This is a genomic window from Mycobacterium numidiamassiliense (assembly GCF_900157365.1).
In the GTDB taxonomy this organism is placed as follows: Bacteria; Actinomycetota; Actinomycetes; order Mycobacteriales; family Mycobacteriaceae; genus Mycobacterium; species Mycobacterium numidiamassiliense.
Window position 1 is genome coordinate 3,384,202 of the sequence record NZ_FUEZ01000004.1, and the last position, 17,897, is coordinate 3,402,098.

Here is a 17,897-nt window from a genome sequence, read left to right on the forward strand (position 1 = left end):
GCCAGGCCGTGCGCCGCATCTTTGCGGCCGATTCCTGGCATGTCAGCACGGTAACCATCAGCGCGCGCTGCGGCCACCGACCTGTTGGCCAGCAACTACCGTGCATCCCTGTTACCTGCCTCACGCTGGGCGCCTCGGGCTGGTTATCCGGCGAAGGGTGGGCGGGCCATGACGGTGGGTTTGAATCCGTAGCGGGGTCCTGCGCCGGAGGCTCCGCCGGTGCCCATGCCGGCCAGTGGCATGCCGCCCAGGAGGTTGCCGGGTCCGCCGGCGGCTTCGGGGGCGGCGCTGATGGCGCTGACGGGGATGGCGCTGGTGGGGTGTACGACGCCGGGGAGGGCGCCGCTCCAGGCGGCGGGGACGGCGAGTTTGCCGATGGAGGCGGCGTTGCCCAGTCCTGCGGCCACCGACGGTGCGGCAGCACCGCCGCCGAGCATGCCGCCCAGGCCGGACAGGCCCTTGGGCGCGGCTGCGGCCGCACCGGCCACGGCGCCGCCGAGCTGCCCGGTGCTTTTGGCGATCTGCACGCCGCTGTTACCCATACCGACGGAGAAGTAGGGCAGACCCTCGGTGTTATAGGCAAAACCGGCAAACGGGCTCAGGCCATTGACAAAGGCGGCCAGGTTGGACGGCAAGAGCGTCTGGCCGGTCAACAGGAACCACAGCTCCGAGCTGGGCGGGGTCGTCGCCGCGGGCGCGTTAGTGACCGCGGCGGGCGTGGCGGCCGTGCTGGCCTGGGCCACCGTTTGCTGTGCGGTGCCGGTGCCCGCGGTGGTGCTGGTTGCCGCGGTCTGGTTGGCCGTGGCGCTGTTGGAGGCGATCTGGGGCGCTGCGGTGGCCGCGGTCAACTGTTTGGTCGCGTTGGTCGACTGGGTCTGGTAGGCGTTGAGCGCGGAGGTGTTCTTCGCCCAGTAGCCCTGGTATTGCTGCTCGAGTTGAGAGATCACGTTGTTGTTTTGGCCGAAGATGTTGGTCGCGGTGGCCTTAAGCAGCTGCGCGCGGTTGAGCGCGATCACCGGCGGTGGGGTGACCGAGGCGAAGACCTGCTCGTAGGCCGCAGCAGCCGAGCTGGCCGAGGTGGCGTTCTGCTCGGCCTGGGTCGCGGTGTTTTGCGCCCACTGCACAAACGGGCCCACCGCCGAAGCCATGGCCGACGACGACACGCCCAGCCACTCCTCGTTGGACAGCTCGGTGACGACGTTGTTGATGCCCAGGGCGTAGGACTGCAGCTCGGCGGCAATCGCGTTCCACGCCGAAGCTGCCGTCGTATACGACGTCGAACCCGGACCGGAATAGATCAATGCCGAGGTGACGTCTGGCGGTAACAAATCAAAACTAGACACAGTGTCTCCTTAGCCCGTCGCGGCCACGGTGGCCGCCTCTGTCAGCACGTACGACATCCTAAAAATCTCCTCCTCAATAACCCTGCGGCACAAGGCCATCGGGAACCGCTAGCAACGACGCTAGATGGACCATGGTGTTATCCGGCCGATGGTGGTCGGGTGAGCACGCTGTGCTTGAAGCCGTACTTGTGGGTGAAGCCCGCGGCGCCGCGACGGGCCCCACCGGTCATGGGCATGCCCTGCAGGATGCCGTTGGTGCCCGGCGTCGCGGTTTCGCTGGCCAGATAGTTGACGGTCATCGCCTTGGTCACGGGCTGTTCGACCACCGCGTCGACGGGGGTGGCCGTCCAGGTCGACGGCACCGACAACCCGCCTACCTGAGTGGCCGACGCCAAATGGGCCGACGCTGCAGCGCCGCCGCCGTGGGAGGCGCCCAGGAACAGGCCGGCGAACTGCGGAGTGGGGAACCAGGCACCCGAACCACCGGCGGTGCTACCTAAACCGTAGGTCAACTGCTGCTGCATCTGGTAGCCAAATGCGCCGAGGCCGACCCCGAAATAGGCTTGCAAGCCTTGTCTCAACGTGTTGTAGAAGCTACCGCTAAACCCCATCGGGTTGCTCGGGGTCGGGATCGCGAACCAGCTCGACCACCAGGGCGGGTCCGTGGCGGCAGGGGCCGCCGTCGGCGCGGCCGAAAGTTGTTGCAGTGTTTGGGGAACAGTGGCTGCTTGGGTCGTCTGCATAGTTGTATTTGCCACGGTCTGTGCGGAGTTGCCGGCCTGCGTGGCGTTGGCCTGGGTGACCGCGTTGGCTTGGGCGGTGGTCGCATCGGGGTTTGTGGTGTTCGGCGCGGAGCTGAACGGAGGTACCTCCGCGGCGATCGCGGACGAGGCGGCGTAGGTGTACATGGTGGCGGCATCTTGGGCCCACATCTCCATGTACTGGGCTTCGGTGACCCCGATGGCCGGGGTGTTCTGCCCGAAGAAGTTGGTCGCGATCAGGTTCGCCAGCAAAACCCGGTTCGCCGCAATCACCGGCGGCGGCACCGTCATCATGAACGCGGTCTCATAGGCCGCAGCAGCAGACCGCGCCATGATGGCGGTCTGTTCGGTTTGCGCGGCGACCCCACTGAGCCACGTGACGTACGGCGTGATCGCCGCGAGCATCGCCCTCGAAGCGGGTCCCAGCCACGGCCCACTGACCAGTTCCGAAATCGCTGAATTGTAGCCACTAGCCGCGAGGCCCAACTCCGCCGCAATCTGGTCCCAGGCGGCAGACGCGGCCATCATCGGCCCCGACCCCGGACCGGCATACATCAGACCGGAATTGATTTCGGGCGGTCTCGCCGCGAAGTCGAACACCGTGTCCTCCTCAGTTGGCCGCGATCGCCACGGCGATCCCGGCCCTCATATAAGACCTCTGTGCGGCCGCGGCTACGACTTCGTAACCACGACCCCTTGGACTAATGCTCTTTCTGATCCAATAACCCGGTGACAGTCATGCGGGTAACCGGCCAGCAAACTCCACTAACCGGCTCGCAGGCAAGTTGTGGTGCACTCCTTCGTGCTGCAGAAAGCGGCCAGCCACCTGCGTTCCCGGATACCCGGATATGGACGTCATGGCCACATCCCGCCTCGTCAACCCCCCACTGTCAGCAACCAAGCGACAGCTCACTTTTCGGGCCTGAACTGTCGCTCGCGAATGAGATTAGTTGCTGATCGCGTTTGCGCCGACAGGCGAAGCCAACTATTCACGCCAGGCCAATTACTGTTCACTCCCGGTCAGCTCACGTTCATTTACGGCCGCCGGTCGTTCATTCCTCGTTCGCTTGACGGTTCAAACCGTGACGTGCGTCAGGTCAGTCCTCTTCGAGGACGAGCGCCATTTCCGGGCAGGAGGCCACACCGTCGCGAGTCAGATCCTCGTCGTCGGGCGGCACCTCACGCTCTTCGAGAATCGAATAGCCCGACTCGTCGATGGGGAACAGATCTGGAGCGACGGCGTAGCACTGGGCGTGGCCCACGCACCTCGACTTTTCGAGACGAACCCTCACAAGGTTTCCTCCTCCGACGGTTCCGCCGAGCCCGCCAGGTCGGACTTGACAATTCGATACGTAGGTTAGCCGGTCGCTGAATTCTCCGAGAAGCTCGCCGGGTCGGGGCTTAGCATCCGGATGGCAGCGTCATCGGAGTACGTGGGATATTGGTAAGCCAGCAAGAATCGGGTGAGTTACAGCTGCAAGCCAGGCGCCTTCGTCGGGGCTGGCAACGAAACAAATTGAGAGACAAGCGGAGACAGCGGGTATGAGCACTCTCGGCGAAGGCGAGCCAGGCGCGTTCTACCTACCGCGGCTCGACTACTACAAGTTGCCGATGGCGGCTGACCGAGGTGTTGGGTGGAAGACACTCCGCGACGCCGGCCCGGTCGTGTTCATGAACGGCTTCTACTACTTGACGCGCCGCGAGGATGTCTTGGCCGCGCTGCGCAATCCCAAGGTCTTCTCGTCACGATTGGCGCTACAACCACCCGGCTATCCGCTGCCCGTAGTCCCGCTGGCCTTCGACCCGCCGGAACACACCCGCTATCGCAAAATCCTGCAGCCGTTTTTCAGCCCGCACGGGCTGAGCAACTCGCGGCCAGTGTTGGAGCGCCACGCCACCGAAATGATCGCTCAGTTTGCCGGCCGTGGCATGTGCGAGGCGATGGCGGATTTCGCCAGTTTGTACCCCTTTCAGGTATTCCTGGACCTTTATGGTCTGCCGCTAGAAGATCGCGACCTTTTGATTGACTGGAAGGACGCCCTGATCGCAGACAAACCCGCCCTCAGCCAGGAGGACATCGACAAGGGGTACGCGCTGATGGACTACCTCACCGACGCCATCCAGCAGCGCCGGCGGAACCCGGGCTCCGACATGTTGTCGAAAGTGATGACCAGCGAAGGGAATTTCAGCGATCTCGAACTGCTGGGTATGAGTCACCTGCTGATCCTGGCGGGATTGGACACTGTGACGGCGGCCATCGGATTCGCCCTCTTCCATCTGGCCCGCAGGCCAGATCTGCGTCTGGAACTTCGCGACAACCCCAGGAAGACAAGGGTTTTCATCGAAGAAATTGTCCGACTGGAGCCGTCCGCGCCGGTCGCGCCCAGGGTAACCACCGAATACGTCGAAGTGGGCGGCATGACGTTACCCCCTGGCACCCAGGTGCGCCTATGCATGGCCGCAATCAACCGGGACGGCAGCGACTCCATATCCACCGACGAATTGGTTCTGGACGGAAAAGTCCACCGGCACTGGGGTTTTGGTGGTGGTCCGCATCGCTGCCTAGGCTCTCACCTGGCACGAATCGAGCTGACCACCATTGTCGGCGAGTGGCTCAGGCAAATCCCCGACTTCGAACTAGCACCCGGTTACTCTCCGGAGATCAAGTTCCCGTCAAAGACCTTCGCACTCAAGGAATTACCGCTGAGCTGGAGTTGATTGCGGAAATCTCCACACCAACTCCAACTCAGCGGTAGTCGTCCTACTTGCGCAGCTCGGTCGCAGCCACTTGCACGAAGACGCCGGTGTCCTCGGCCATGAGCAGGCCTCGACCACGGGGCAGCGGGCCACCCTTCATCTTGCCGCGGATGAAGCCCTCGTCGGGGTCGGCGTCCATCACCAGCAGCGGTGAGTTCGCCTGAGCGAGCGCCCGCAAGATCGGGTCGCTGCCCGCCGAAGACCAGCCACCGAACGAGCGGCTGACGAAGACGTGCAGGCCGACGTCAGCTGCCCTGGTCACCCAGGGCGCGGCCTGGTGCAGCGGCGAATCGAAGCCGGCGGGAAGCTGCTGGATGTCGTCGACGATCAAGAAGATCTCCGGACCGCTCCACCAAGAGTGGGCCAGTAGCTCTTCTGCGGACAGGCCGGGTGGAGGTTCGCGGCTGGCCAGAAGCGCGGCCAACTGTCCCATCATCGCCTGCACGCCATCGAGGTTGTAGGCGAACTTCTCCACGTACTCCGGGCCCATTGTGGTCAGCAGCTGACGGCGCGGGTCGACCAACCAAACCTGCGCCGAGGGCCGTCCGGCCGGTGGCGTCGGTGCGGTGCTTGATCCGGGCGCGTACAGTCGGCCGATTTCGGCCATGATGGTGGCCAGGGTCGTGGTCTTGCCGCATTCGCGTCGACCCGTCACCATCAGGTGCGCGTTTTCGGCGAAGTTCAGATAGACCGGCGCCAAGTCCAATTCGGATATGGCCCAAGCGATTCCGCCTGCACCAACGCCTTGGCGGGTGTCCCGGGCGGCCAGCTCGCGCACCTGTTCCACCCCGAACTTCGCCGGCAGGCGGCGTACCGGCGGCGCCTGGCCGCTGGTGAGCCGGCTGACCGCCGCGACCACAGTGTCGGATTCGAAGACGTTGTCCGGGGTGCTGGCCAACGCCGGCCGAGCCACCAGCGTGTGCAGGCCCGCCTGCGGATCGCTGTCGAGGCGGACGTAGTTGACGGCAAGCATGCCGCGGCCGGGTTTGACCGGAACATCCTTGGCGAACCGGGACCGAACCAGCTTGGCGTCTTCCACCGCGGCCAGCCGCAACTCGATCCGCGAGCCGAAGCCACTACGCACCGGCGGCCGTAGCTCCGATTCACGGTCGGCGGTGACGATGACGTGCACACCGAACGACGGGCCCTGGTTGATGATCAGGTTCACCTGTTCGATCAACACTTCGTTTTCCTCGGCCAACGCCCGGTAGTTGTCGATCACCAGGTAAACGTCGCCGAAGCCATCGTTGGGCACCGGGCCGGGCTCACCGCCGAACTTGCGGCGCCGGAACACCTCCATCGAGGCGATGCCGTATTCGAGGAAGCTCCGTTTGCGGTCGCGTACCAGCGCCAGCAGTTCGGCCACGGTACGGCGCACACCATAGGGATCAGTCGGTCCGGCTACCTCACCCACGTGCGCCAACCGTGCGACCGTCGTCAGCGCGGTACCGCTGTAAGCGATGCAGTAGAACTGGACCTGCTCAGGGGTGTGGGTCAGCGCGGCCGAGCAGATGAGCGTCTGCAGTGCCGTGGTCTTGCCCGAACCGCCGGCGCCCAGGATCAGGACGTTGGCACCAGCCCCGGTGGTGTCCACCGTCCACGGTGGCTGGTCGTGCTTGAACGGACGGTCGATGATGCCAATCGGGAACACCAGGTCCCTGGCCGAGCCGTAGTCCTCCTGCCACGGGTGGCCGAGGAACCGGTTGACCAACTCGTCGATCGGGACGGGCGTGGTCAGCGGCGGCTGCCACAGGCGGTAAGGCTCGAAATCGATCTGGCGCAGCTGATCGATGATCACCGTGCCGACCTTCGGCGTCCTGATGCTCTCCTCACCTTCCTCCGGCTCGGCCTCGGCCTCGAGCAGCTCACCGTTGCCCAGCAGGGCCGCCGCCTCGATGTCTGGTCCCCCGACGCTTACCTCAAGCGGGGTGAACGAGTTGGTAAAAAGTTGCGGGCGAATGTAATCGATGCTGTGCACCAGCACCGGTGCTTCCTCGCCGTCGATGGTGATGCCGGAGCGGTAGTAGTCCCGCCACAGGAATTCGGCCTGGAACCGGGTGATTTCCTCGAGGCTCTTACGGAAGTAACCCAACCCCGCCTGGGCGGGCAGGTTCACGGCGTTCGGCACACCGGCCGCCTGCGCCGCACCCGCGGTGCGGGCCTTCAGGACCAGCCGATAACCCATGTTCTCCATGAGCTTTTCGGCGCGGCTCTCGATGGTCTGCGACGCCATCATCAAGTGGATCCAGTACGCACGACCCTGGCGGCCGATCGAGTCGAGGACGTCGACCGCGGTCGGCATGATGCGGAACCACTCGTAGAACTCGTCGATGACCACCACGAGCATCGGGAGCGGCGGCATGTCCTGCCCGCGTGCCCGCATCCTGGACCGCACGGAGTTGTACTCCTTGGCGTCGTCGACGCCTGCGTTGTCGCAGACCGCCTTGCGGCGGGCGATCTCGCCCCACAGCGCGTCGAGGAAGCGCTCCATCAGGGCCTGGTCTTCTTCAAGGTCGGTGATGATCCGCGATACGTGCGGGACCCCGGCGAAGGGCTTGACCGCGGACCCACCCTTGAGGTCGGCCAAGACGAACTGCAACTCCTCTGGCGGGTGGCCGAGCATCAGCGATTCGATCACTGTTCGCACCAGCGTCGACTTACCCGAACCGGTTGTTCCCGACATGACGCCGTGTGGGCCGTCGCCGCCTTCGTCGAGCGACTTCATGTCCAAGAACAGCAGTTCGCCGTTGTCGGAGCGATTGCCGAAAGGCACCCGCAACCTCGACCGGCCCATTGTGTCGGTACGGGCGCCCCACAATGCGTTGAAGTCGATGTCGGACGGGTCGTCAACGCCGTAGTACGACAGGATGTCTCGGGCGCCGATGTGGGCCACCCGCTGGCCGATCTCTTCGTAGGCCTCCGCGAGCCGCCAGCGTGCCAACTTCTGGCCGAAGTCCTCTGCCTCCGCGCGGCTGACCCGGTCCGTCAGCGCGAAGAACCAGGGCTTGTCATCGATCACCATCCAGGTGTCGCGGTCACGGGGCAGAGCCTCGATCACGCCCTTGTCGTCAAAGCGCAGCGTCCGTTCCGGGACAGATGACCACATCGACGAGCCGGTCAGGTCGAAGAACGTGACACCGTCGACGCCTTCGGAGCTGATCACGTACTCCCATTGGGGATCCGTCGCGTCGGCGACGATCACGTGATGCGGCGTCGGGGTCTGCGACGACGAACTGGCGTGCCGGGGCGTGAAAGACCCACGACCGGCGAACAATTCGGCCTGCTCGGCGGCGAATTCGCGCACCGAGCTGTAGACCATACGGGCGTTGCCCGCCGCGTCCTGGCGGCGCGGATCACCGAAGTGCGGAAGCCACTTCACCCACTCCCACTCGTCCAGATTCGACGTGACCACCACCATCTGCACGTGGTCGGGGCCATGGGAGAAGGCCAGCTGGCAGATGATGGCACGCATCAAATCCAGGACCTGCTCGCGCTCGCCGATCAGCGAATACCACGGCTCGACGAGCAGCGACACCATCTTGGGCAGGTTGTAGACGACGCTCTGGTAGCGCCCGAACTCCTGAAGTGCCTTACCGGTGACGGGTTCCAGCTCGATGTCGGTAGGCATGTTCTGGGGCTCACCCCAGGTCACCTCGGGGCGGGTCATCCCCACGCCGACGCGAACGACCCCGAAGTTGAGGTCTTTACCGTCGGGCTTGCGCTCCCACATCCGCGACGACCCCACAGCAGCGGCGAGCGTGCCCGGCGCCGGGTGGTACCAGCGGTAGTTGGCGTCCATGCTGTCGGCCGACTCGTGCGCGGTGTCGCGCAGCATGTCCAGCATCAGCATGAACTGGGCGCGCATCGAGTCGAGCTTCGGGCGGCTCATCTGCTGTTGACCACCGAAGCGGCCACCGAACATCATCATCGCAACGCCGCCGATCATGAAGATCGGGAAGATCGCGCCGGCACCACCGAACACGCGCGAGCCGCTGCCGAAGACCATGGCGACCATGCCGATCATCAGGCCGATCACCAGCACGCCCACCACGACCAGCCACACGGGCTTGCCTTCCGGTGGCGGAATGCTCAGCGGGGTCGGTAGGACGATGTTCTCCGGTTTGATAACCGGCGGCTTCTCCGCAGTCGGCCGGGCAAATCCACGTTTCACTTCGGTACCACCAACTCTGCAGGGGACATATCCATCGGTAGGGTGTCGTGCTCCACCAGCGCGTCCGCGCGCGACAGCGTCGGGCCTTGCGGGAGCAGGCGCAGCGCCACCCAGGGCGCCAGGCCGGGCTGCGTCTGCAAGCCCAACGCCTCGCGCACTTCGCGGGTGTCGTCAACGCCGAAGCGAGCACCCGCATCCGTCAGCCACCATAGCGATTCGGTGGTCTTGGCGGCGGGATCGTTGCCGGTGACCGCCACGAAGTTGGTGAAGTTCGGGCCGAAGTAGACCTGATCGGCTTCGCGGCCGGTCGTGTCGGCCTTCACCAGCGACACCACCCTGTTCGTGTTGTTCTGCGCCACCGGGATCGTCGGGCCGGAGATGATCTCGACACGGGCCCGGCTCTCGCCGGAGGTCTTCTCCCACCACCAGCAGGTCGCCGGGTTGTCCCGCATGTCCATCACGTTCAGCGGATTGTCCGGATAGGACGACAGATCGAGCTTGTTGACCACCGGCATCTTCGCCAGCGCGGACGGTTCCACGGTCACCGGCCGGCTGTTGTTCGCGCCACCGGCGTTTTGCATGATCTGGGCCACCAGGGGCGGCAGTGTCTGCACGCCGTCAGCGAGCACCAGCGAATACTGTTGTGGCCCACTGATTTGCGGCGTGACGATGATCGTGCCGATCGGGCCCGGCGCCCCCGGGAACGTCGCCGCGCCGCCCGCGTTCGGGGCCTCGGGCACCGTCAGTTCGGGTCCAACCGGCAACGCGTCGAACAGGGCGCGGCTCATCGGCCTCGCCATGCTGACCTGCTCGGGCGTCAAGCCAAGCGGCAGCAACACCGAGCGGTTGGCGGCGTCGATGCGCGACCGGCGACCCTGCCGGATGACCCAGGTGTCGCCGCCGTAGCTCAGCACCACCGCGTCCGAGGAGTTCAAGACCCGGCGATGCCCGCTGAGGTCGGGGCTTCCGTCGATCACGGTCACCGTCACCCCGGACGGTGTGCCGGAGCCGCTCGAGCTGGCGGCGGTGTCACACACCAGCCACGACGAAGTGGACGGGCTCGAAGGCTTGAAATTCGACGGCGCGCCGGGGATGCCGACCATCGGACCGCGGGGCAGGCTGGCGATCTGGGCCGACCGAACCAGGTGCGGATTGTCGGCTCGCCCGGTGATCAGCCGCGCCGACGCCAGATTCAGCGCGGGGTACAGCTTCTCGCCGACGCGGACGTAGAGGGCACCGGAGTCGCGGTCGGCGATGATCGGCGATTCGTTGATCTGGCCGGACGGGCTGATGAACGAGTACAGCAGAGCGCCGAGGCAGATGACGGCCGCGGCGGAGACCGACGCCACGATGGCCAACGTCTGGCGCCGGCCGGGCTCGACCTCCATGCGGACGCGCCAGCGGGTCAGCGCCATCGAGGTTCGCCGAGCAAGGAACTGATAGCCGGTCACCTGGGTGCGCGTCGACAGCCCGAGGCCGTACCCCGTCCCGCGCTGCCCGCGACTTTCTTCCGCCACTTAATCCACCATCCGGTCTGTTAAAAACGCCTGGATACAGCCCAGCGCGCGAATTACATCGATAACCGTAAGGCACCCGCAATGACCTCGCCATGCGGTGCTGAACAATTCAGCCACGCCGGGTCGTCAGCATGGCAATCGGCGCCGCCAGCGGCTTGCACCACTGAGCTGGCACTTTTTGTAGGCGCCACCAGATCCCCCGGCTAAATTCTTCGTCGTGCTAGAACGCATGTTAACGGCGCAAGGCGAACTCGTCTTGTCGAACGCGTATCCCGACTGACTTCGCTGAGCTGCCGAAAGAATGCTGCCAAAGAATGACGCGTCCGCTCGCGTGTCGACGTCGCAGCAGCGCGTCTCCCCCGGGCCCGCTCGCCGCAGGCCGGTGCGGGCAGCAAGATGGGCGGCATGACTGAGCTCGCACCCTCGCTGGTCGAACTTGCCAACCGATTCGGCATCGCCACTCGGTATGCAGACTGGACCGGCCGGCAGGTGCCCGTCGCGGAGGCCACGCTAATGGCCGTGCTGGCCGCGCTCGGTGTCGCGGCAAGCACCGAGCAGGAGCGCAACGTCGCTCTGACCGCTCGCCTGCGGTCATATTGGGCACGCCAGTTGCCAGCGACAATCGTCGCGCGCACCGGCGCGCCGACCCGGTTCTGGGTGCATGTGACTCACGGTTACCCCGCCGAGGTGTGGCTGCAGCTCGAAGACGGCACAGTGCGCGGCGGTGTGCAGCAGGTCGAGAACTTCACCCCGCCGTTCGAGCTGCACGGGCGCTGGGTCGGTGAGGCCAGCTTCGTGCTGCCGGGCGATCTGCCGCTGGGCTACCACCGCGTGCATCTGCGATCCGGCGAATCCGAGACCAGCACGGCGCTCATCATGACGCCGGACTGGCTCGGCCTGCCGGAGCAGCTGGGTGCCGGTCGTGCCTGGGGGCTGGCCGCTCAGCTCTATAGCGTGCGATCCCGGCAGTCGTGGGGGGTCGGCGACCTCGCCGACCTGACCGACCTGGCGGTGTGGTCGGCCTCCCGCCATGGCGCTGACTACGTGCTGGTCAATCCCCTGCACGCGGCTGGGTTTTCTGGGTCGACCGGCCGGATGGAACCGTCGCCGTATCTCCCGACCTCGCGGCGCTTCTTCAACCCGCTTTATCTTCGCGTCGAAGCGATCCCCGAATTCGCCGGCCTGATCAAACGCGGCCGGGTGCGACGGCTGCGCTCGGACGTTCAACATCGGGCCGCCCTGCTCGACGCCATCGACCGCGACAGCGCCTGGGCCGCCAAGCGCACGGCGCTGCGGCTGCTGCACCGGGTGCCCCGGTCGGCGGGACGCGAGCTGGCCTACAGCGCCTTCCTCGACCGTGAGGGCCGCGCGCTCGACGACTTCGCGACCTGGTGCGCGCTGGCCGAGGAGTACGGCGGCGATTGGCGCCGCTGGCCGAAGTCCGTCCAGCATCCCGAGGCCGCCGGCGTCGCGAAGTTCGCCCGAAAGCATCAGGAGACCATCGACTTCCACCGCTGGATGCAGTGGCAGCTCGACGAGCAGCTGGCCGCGGCGCAGTCGCAGGCGGTCCGCGCGGGAATGTCGCTCGGCATCATGCACGACCTGGCCGTCGGCGTGCATCCCGACGGGGCTGACGCGTGGGCCCTGCAGGACGTGTTGGCGCTGGGGGTAACCGCGGGTGCGCCGCCCGACGAGTTCAATCAGCTCGGCCAGGACTGGTCACAGCCGCCGTGGCGGCCCGACCGGCTAGAAGAACAGGAATATCACCCGTTCCGTGCGCTGATCCGGGCCGTGCTGCGCCATGCCGGCGGTGTCCGCATCGACCACATCATCGGCTTGTTCCGGCTGTGGTGGATCCCCGAGGGCGCGCCACCCACTCAAGGCACCTACGTGCGCTACGACCACGAGGCGATGATCGGCATCGTCGCACTGGAAGCCCACCGTGCCGGTGCACTCGTCGTCGGCGAGGACTTGGGCACGGTCGAGCCGTGGGTGCGCGATTACCTCTTATTACGGGGGCTGCTCGGCACTTCGATCCTGTGGTTCGAGCTGGATCGGGACGGAACGGGAGGTCCGCTGCCCGCCGAACGCTGGCGCGAGTACTGCCTGTCGTCGGTCACTACCCATGACCTGCCGCCGACGGCCGGCTACTTGGCCGGCGACCATGTGCGGCTGCGCGAGTCCCTGGGACTGCTGACCCGGCCCGTCGAGGAAGAGCTGGCATCCGATCGGGCGGAGCTGGCGGGCTGGATGGCTGAGCTGCGCCGGGTCGGACTGCTGGCGCACGGCGAAGACGATCCGGAGCAAGTCGTTCTGGCCCTCTACCGCTACCTGGGCCGTACCCCGTCGCGGTTGTTGGGGGTGGCGCTGGTTGACGCGGTCGGCGACCGACGGACCCAGAATCAGCCGGGGACCACCGACGAATACCCCAACTGGCGCGTTCCCCTGACCGGGCCTGACGGCCGGCCCGTGATGCTCGAGGACGTGTTCACCGATCGTCGCGTAGCCACCCTGGCCGAAGCGGTGCGTTCGGCACTCGCGCCTCCGGCCGTTTAACGCAACGCCTGCTAGCTTCGGGCCCATGACCCTTTCCGCGAACGACCGGCTGGCGCTGCATGATGTGGTGCACCGGTATGCGGCCCGAGTCGACGATCGTCAATTCGATTCTGTCACTGAGCTTTTCACCGCTGCAGCGGAACTTGCGCTGCCCGGGCCGCCGGATGCGCTGGAACCGATACATGTTCATCGGGGTCAGCGGGCCATCGCCGAGGCAGTGGCCGCGGTCGCCGCAGTGGCCCGCACCGAACACGCGATCGTCGGCGAACTCTACGACGACGGCGCGTCGGAGGGCACCGCGCGGGGTCGCATTGCGTGTATTGCCCATCATTGGACGCAGCGCGCCAACGAGGTGGTCGATGTGGCGTGGCATCTGCGCTACGACGATGACTACGTGTTCACCGATGCGGGATGGCGGATCAGCCGCCGGGTTTTGACGATCAACGCCATCGAGACTCGTCCGGTACGCAGACTGCGGCCGAACGGCCCTAGCTAGCAGCGCGGCAGTCGTCGCACGCGTTTGGCGTTTCTCGCGCCGAAGTCGTTTGTCTGGATGGCTTTGCGGGTAGCTCGTGAAGAGGAGCAACTCGTGAGGCGAAAGGGACGGCGGAGAACAACGTGATGAGGCACGGATCGCGCGAGGACGTCGGTGGTGATCGGCCGACTCGACATGACACCGACGAATCCGAACCGGATTCAGCCTGGTCGCCGGGGCTCGTCGTGATCGCCGCGGGCGTACTCGCGCTCGCAGTGTGCGTGACCAACTTCGCGCTCGGCGAGGTTGGCGCCGGCATTGCCGCAGCCATCATCTGCCTGATGGCTTTTGGGGCGGGACTTGACTGGATTGGCATGGACCGCAGGCGAATTCGGCAAGCCGACCGCGACTGGCTGGCCAGCCACCCGGCGCGATAACCTCCGGCTTTAGCTATTTCATAGCGGCAAGATTGTTGACCGACTTGCGCACATCCGACCGCAGGACTCGGGCGACGACGCTACCGACCGGCCCGCTGAGCACACCGCCTCTGAGATCAGCGTTGAGGTGAAACGTCGAACCAGGGTGGTTGTCGGCGACGTCCATTGCCACCGTGAGCCGGATCCCACCGCGGCCACGGCCCTGCAGCTCAATGGATTTCGGTTCATCGTATTGCGTGACGGTCCAGTGCACGAGGTTGCGAAAACCCTTGACCTTGACGCACGACGCGACTTCTGCGCCCTCCTCGATGGTCGACGGCACCTCGCCTCGCCATCCACCGAAAATCGTCAGCCACTCGCCGAATCGGCTCAAGTCAGAGGCCAGCTTCCATGCGGCCTGCGGTTCCAGGTCCGATGTCGTCGAAACATTCACGTGCGCCAAAGCTGGTCGCTCCTTTGAGAAAAGCCACTGGGGCGGACGGGCACACGCCACATCGCGGGAAGCCCCTTACCGGCTTTACATACCCGGGTGCCGGATCCCGGTAAACCCCAGCCTGATCAACCGCTCGCCGATATCGACGAACCGAGCGGATCGCGATTGGGGGTTACGTCGAGTTCACTCGCGGCAAACTGAATGTTTGTCACCGACCCAAGTACCTGAGGGACTAAGTTTTTCGTGAAGTCGGGGTCATCGAAGTGGGCACCGCCGGTGCTGACGAAGTGTTCGGTAGCGTCCTTGACGTCCGACGGAGGGCTGTAACGCTCAAGCGTGTCAGCGGCTTTGCGGGCCACATCTTTGTCGTTCGCGGCCAACAGGTCGGCGTTGGCGCCGTTGACGCCGACACATTGGCTGGAATCGAGTGTGGTCAGCGGTGCGGACGCCGTGGATTCCGTCGACGATGAGGACGAAGTCCCAGGCACAGACGACGAACTCTTCGTGGCGGAGCGGGACGAACTCGTTGTTTTGCTGGTGAACGAACAACCTGATATCAGCTTGCCGGCGACCAGCACTACCGCGAGCAACCACCGATGATTCGTGTAAACCTCCTGCACAGTCGGACGATCGGGTGAATGGCTATCGCACCGGCGAAGACTAGCTCACCCGCATAGACGCCGGAATGAATTTTCTCCGCTGGATATTGCCCCACTATGTGGTTTGCTTCGCTCGCCTACTGTTGCTGGGGAGCAAGGTTGCGGCACCGCCCGAGCGACATGCCGCGCGCCGCGTGCCAACCACTCCGAACCCGTCCGAGGGTCCTGTCGCTCAACGGATTTCGTGTGGCCATTCGCCAGAAAAGGCGGTCCTACGGCCAGGCTTCGTTCAATCGCGCGACGACGTCTATGACCTGTGCCGATTGCGCATGGGGCGCATCAATTTCGTCCGCAACGTATTGGGCGACGAAGCGTCGGATCTCGCCGTCGACGCCGCCGAGGATCCGCACCACCTCGCCGCGGAAGGACTTGGACGACACGTTGACGGTGATGTCCGAGGGACGCGGTTTCGCGACGTCGACGATCAGCAGCAACGGATCGGCGGCGCGCGCGGTGGCGCGCAGGGCGATGTCTCCGGAGACCACAAACCGCTGCTTATCGAGCCGCAAATCCAGCAGCAGGTCGATCGAGAGCGGAATGTGGATGACGAACGTGATGGTGTCGCCCAGACGCCGCGTCACCCGGGGGTCTTGGATCTTGACGTTCGCGCTGACCTTGGCAATCCCGCCGGGGCCCTGGGCGATCGGCTCCATGGCGAACTCGCTGCCCGCGATATCGGCGAAGGCTGCGGCGACCCGCTCAGGAGTGACGGCGACCTCGAAGAATTTGCGGCCGAACTCTTCGTAGGTGACATACTCGTGGTTTTGCATAGGCTTATACCGTCTCACGTCACCTGCCGGATAGACCGTTGATCTGCTCGCGTCGCAGCAATTTCGCGTCAGATACGACCTGGTAGACCCCCGAACGTGATCGCCACACGGCAGAGCCGCCGGTGCCCGCGCTGTCGGGTTGTGAACAACACCACACGTCGGCGCTTCGATTCGGTGTGTCGCTCGGTGTGCTGGGAGGCTTGAGGACTTGGAGGGTTGATGAACGCCGACGAATTTGCGGAGCCGCGCTCGTCCGCCGCTGCTCTCGGGCGAACGCTGACCTGGCTTGGCGGCGGATACTGGGGCGAGCTGGGTGAGCGTCATGAGCGGTCCAGCCACGCCGTTGGGGGCGCTGTCGTGCTCGTGGGAGCGATGCTGGCCTGGCTGGTCGCCGCGTTGGCGGTGAGCGAGTCGGCGCGTTGGTCGATGCTCGCCGTTGTCCCGTTGACGCTCGTCTTCGGCTTGCTGGTGGGCGCGGTGACCCGCGGTATGGCGTCTGGATCCTATTCGAGCCGGGCGAGCACCGCGGGGCGGGCGGCCGTCGCGGTGGCGGTCGGCGTTCTCGTCGGCGAGATCGCCGCGCTCGTGGTGTTTTCGGGTCCCGTCGACCGTCGCCTCGACGAGCAGGCCTCGCGCGTTGCCGATTCCACGCCCGCGGTCGCCGCGGCGTCGGCATCGCTGCAACAGACGCAAGACGCTCGAAGTGGCCTGGACGACGCGGTCGCACAGGCCCGGGCCAACCAGGACAAGGCCTTGATCGTCGCGCGCTGCGAATACAACCCCACCCCGGCCTGCCCGCAGACCAGGATCACCGGCGTACCCGGGACCGGCCCCGAAACACGAACGGCCAACCAGCTTCTCGATGATGCGCAACATGAGTTGGCCAATGCCTTAGCTGTTCGCGACCGTCAGGCGCCGGAGTTGGACGCCACGATCGCTCGTCAGCAACAGGCGGTGGCCGACGCCCGCCGAGGCGCGCTGACGGATGCCGGTCGCGGCCTCGGCGCGCGCTGGGTCGCGATGAACGACCTCACGCTCACCAGCGCCGGCGCTATGACGCTGCGGTTGTTGACCATCGCGTTCTTCGTCCTCCTCTACCTACTGCCACTGATACTGCGGCGATGGCGTGGCGAGACGACCCATGATCGTCATGCGACCGCCCGCGCGGAGCGCGACCGCGCCCAGCTCGATGCCGACACCGCAATTGCGATCAAGCGCGCGGAAGTTCGCCGCGAGGCCGAAATCCTCTGGGCCGAGCACCAACTCACGCAGGCCCGGATGGCCATCGAGGCGCAGACCGAGATCGACCGCGAGCAGCAGCGACGCCGGGTCGCGGCGGCACTGGAACCGCCGGTGCGGGCAACGTCGCATCGCGGGTTCGAGCAGGCAGCCGACGACATCTACTTGCCGATCGCGGCCGAAGCGGAGGCCGCCAGTCGCGCGATCACACAACCGCCCACGGGCGCAACCGATGCGCCGGCTCCGGCCGCACCGAACGTGGACAACCTGCCGGCACAGATCGAGGCGCCCGGCGCTGTCGAACCCCATGAAGAGCCTGCAACACCGCTGATCCCGTCGATACCGGATGCGACCCGTACCGCGGCGCGCTGGATTCGTCCGCTTGTGCCGCCCTTCGTGGCTCGGGTGATCGACACCACGACACACCCGCTGCGCACCGCCCGCCAGGTATTCGAAGAGGTTGAGGAGATTACCTTTTCGCTCAAGCGCACCCATCGGGTGACGCTCGACGCCGAGAGCTCCGAGGGGGCGGGCGACCACTCGTATGCCGCGGGTCCGGCCGGGCCGTCGCGCGACGAGCAGCCCTCCCGCCGCGCCTACCGCCGGGTGGGGGGCGGAGAAGAGCACGCATCGCTGCGGTTGTCCGGCAAGGACGACCTGTCACTCGCTGAAAGTGACAGCAAGCTCGAGTTGATGCAGCGCGACGGGCCCCGCGAGCTTCGTTCCCCCGAAAGGCCAAGGCAACTACCGCCCGGCAAATAGCCCGGCGGCGTTGGGCA

At 65.7% G+C, this 17,897-nt stretch carries 13 protein-coding genes; 5 read left to right on the forward strand and 8 right to left on the reverse strand.

All coding sequences use genetic code 11. The features are described from left to right. Positions 1-143: 143 nt before the first annotated feature. From MNAB215_RS24555 to MNAB215_RS24565, 3 genes are all read right to left on the reverse strand, one after another. Positions 144-1,343 (reverse strand): PPE family protein, encoded by a 1,200-nt coding sequence (locus MNAB215_RS24555; protein WP_077081100.1) that lies wholly within the window; start codon positions 1,341-1,343, stop codon positions 144-146. Positions 1,344-1,480: 137 nt separating this feature from the next. After that, positions 1,481-2,704 (reverse strand): PPE family protein, encoded by a 1,224-nt coding sequence (locus tag MNAB215_RS24560; RefSeq protein WP_077081101.1) that lies wholly within the window; start codon positions 2,702-2,704, stop codon positions 1,481-1,483. Between the two features lie 497 nt (positions 2,705-3,201). Beyond that, on the reverse strand, positions 3,202-3,396 hold the full coding sequence (locus MNAB215_RS24565; protein WP_077081102.1) for a ferredoxin: 195 nt from the start codon (positions 3,394-3,396) through the stop codon (positions 3,202-3,204). Between the two features lie 250 nt (positions 3,397-3,646). On the opposite strand from MNAB215_RS24565, the gene MNAB215_RS24570 reads away from it, so the two are divergent. Beyond that, positions 3,647-4,822, forward strand: coding sequence for a cytochrome P450 (locus MNAB215_RS24570; RefSeq protein WP_077081103.1), 1,176 nt, complete (start codon positions 3,647-3,649; stop codon positions 4,820-4,822). Positions 4,823-4,865: 43 nt separating this feature from the next. Here the strand turns inward: MNAB215_RS24570 and eccCa are convergent, their stop codons facing one another. Both eccCa and eccB read right to left on the reverse strand, forming a co-directional pair. Further along, a complete protein-coding gene (eccCa, locus tag MNAB215_RS24575; protein WP_077081104.1) occupies positions 4,866-9,032 on the reverse strand; it encodes a type VII secretion protein EccCa in 4,167 nt (1,388 codons plus the stop codon). Next, the gene (gene eccB, locus MNAB215_RS24580) at positions 9,029-10,549 is read right to left on the reverse strand and encodes a type VII secretion protein EccB (protein WP_077081105.1); all 1,521 of its coding nucleotides are present in this window, start codon (positions 10,547-10,549) and stop codon (positions 9,029-9,031) included. The genes eccCa and eccB overlap by 4 nt, the downstream gene beginning before the upstream one ends. Before the next feature lie 405 nt (positions 10,550-10,954). On the opposite strand from eccB, the gene malQ reads away from it, so the two are divergent. From malQ to MNAB215_RS24595, 3 genes are all read left to right on the forward strand, one after another. Then, positions 10,955-13,105, forward strand: coding sequence for a 4-alpha-glucanotransferase (gene malQ / locus MNAB215_RS24585; RefSeq protein ID WP_077082299.1), 2,151 nt, complete (start codon positions 10,955-10,957; stop codon positions 13,103-13,105). A 25-nt stretch (positions 13,106-13,130) separates the two neighbouring features. Continuing rightward, complete coding sequence (locus tag MNAB215_RS24590) at positions 13,131-13,601, forward strand: nuclear transport factor 2 family protein (RefSeq protein ID WP_077081106.1); 471 nt, start codon at positions 13,131-13,133, stop codon at positions 13,599-13,601. 125 nt (positions 13,602-13,726) lie between these two features. After that, positions 13,727-14,017 (forward strand): hypothetical protein, encoded by a 291-nt coding sequence (locus MNAB215_RS24595; RefSeq protein WP_077081107.1) that lies wholly within the window; start codon positions 13,727-13,729, stop codon positions 14,015-14,017. 13 nt (positions 14,018-14,030) lie between these two features. On the opposite strand, the gene MNAB215_RS24600 is transcribed toward MNAB215_RS24595, so the two are convergent. From MNAB215_RS24600 to MNAB215_RS24610, 3 genes are all read right to left on the reverse strand, one after another. After that, positions 14,031-14,459 (reverse strand): type II toxin-antitoxin system Rv0910 family toxin, encoded by a 429-nt coding sequence (locus tag MNAB215_RS24600; protein ID WP_077081108.1) that lies wholly within the window; start codon positions 14,457-14,459, stop codon positions 14,031-14,033. A 116-nt stretch (positions 14,460-14,575) separates the two neighbouring features. Then, positions 14,576-15,028 (reverse strand): hypothetical protein, encoded by a 453-nt coding sequence (locus MNAB215_RS24605; protein ID WP_131829169.1) that lies wholly within the window; start codon positions 15,026-15,028, stop codon positions 14,576-14,578. Positions 15,029-15,321: 293 nt separating this feature from the next. Then, on the reverse strand, positions 15,322-15,879 hold the full coding sequence (locus tag MNAB215_RS24610) for a hypothetical protein (protein ID WP_077081110.1): 558 nt from the start codon (positions 15,877-15,879) through the stop codon (positions 15,322-15,324). A 219-nt stretch (positions 15,880-16,098) separates the two neighbouring features. Between MNAB215_RS24610 and MNAB215_RS24615 the strand changes: the two genes are divergently transcribed. Beyond that, positions 16,099-17,880: a DUF4407 domain-containing protein gene (locus MNAB215_RS24615; RefSeq protein WP_077082300.1), complete on the forward strand. Its 1,782-nt coding sequence runs from the start codon at positions 16,099-16,101 to the stop codon at positions 17,878-17,880. The last annotated feature ends 17 nt before the right edge of the window (positions 17,881-17,897 follow it).

Coding starts and splice junctions, on each gene's coding strand:
- MNAB215_RS24615 (WP_077082300.1), top strand. CDS start 16,099: ATGAACGCCGACGAATTTGCGGAGCCGCGCTCGTCCGCCGCTGCTCTC.
- MNAB215_RS24610 (WP_077081110.1), bottom strand. CDS start 15,879: ATGCAAAACCACGAGTATGTCACCTACGAAGAGTTCGGCCGCAAATTC.
- MNAB215_RS24590 (WP_077081106.1), top strand. CDS start 13,131: ATGACCCTTTCCGCGAACGACCGGCTGGCGCTGCATGATGTGGTGCAC.
- MNAB215_RS24595 (WP_077081107.1), top strand. CDS start 13,727: ATGAGGCACGGATCGCGCGAGGACGTCGGTGGTGATCGGCCGACTCGA.
- MNAB215_RS24570 (WP_077081103.1), top strand. CDS start 3,647: ATGAGCACTCTCGGCGAAGGCGAGCCAGGCGCGTTCTACCTACCGCGG.
- malQ (WP_077082299.1), top strand. CDS start 10,955: ATGACTGAGCTCGCACCCTCGCTGGTCGAACTTGCCAACCGATTCGGC.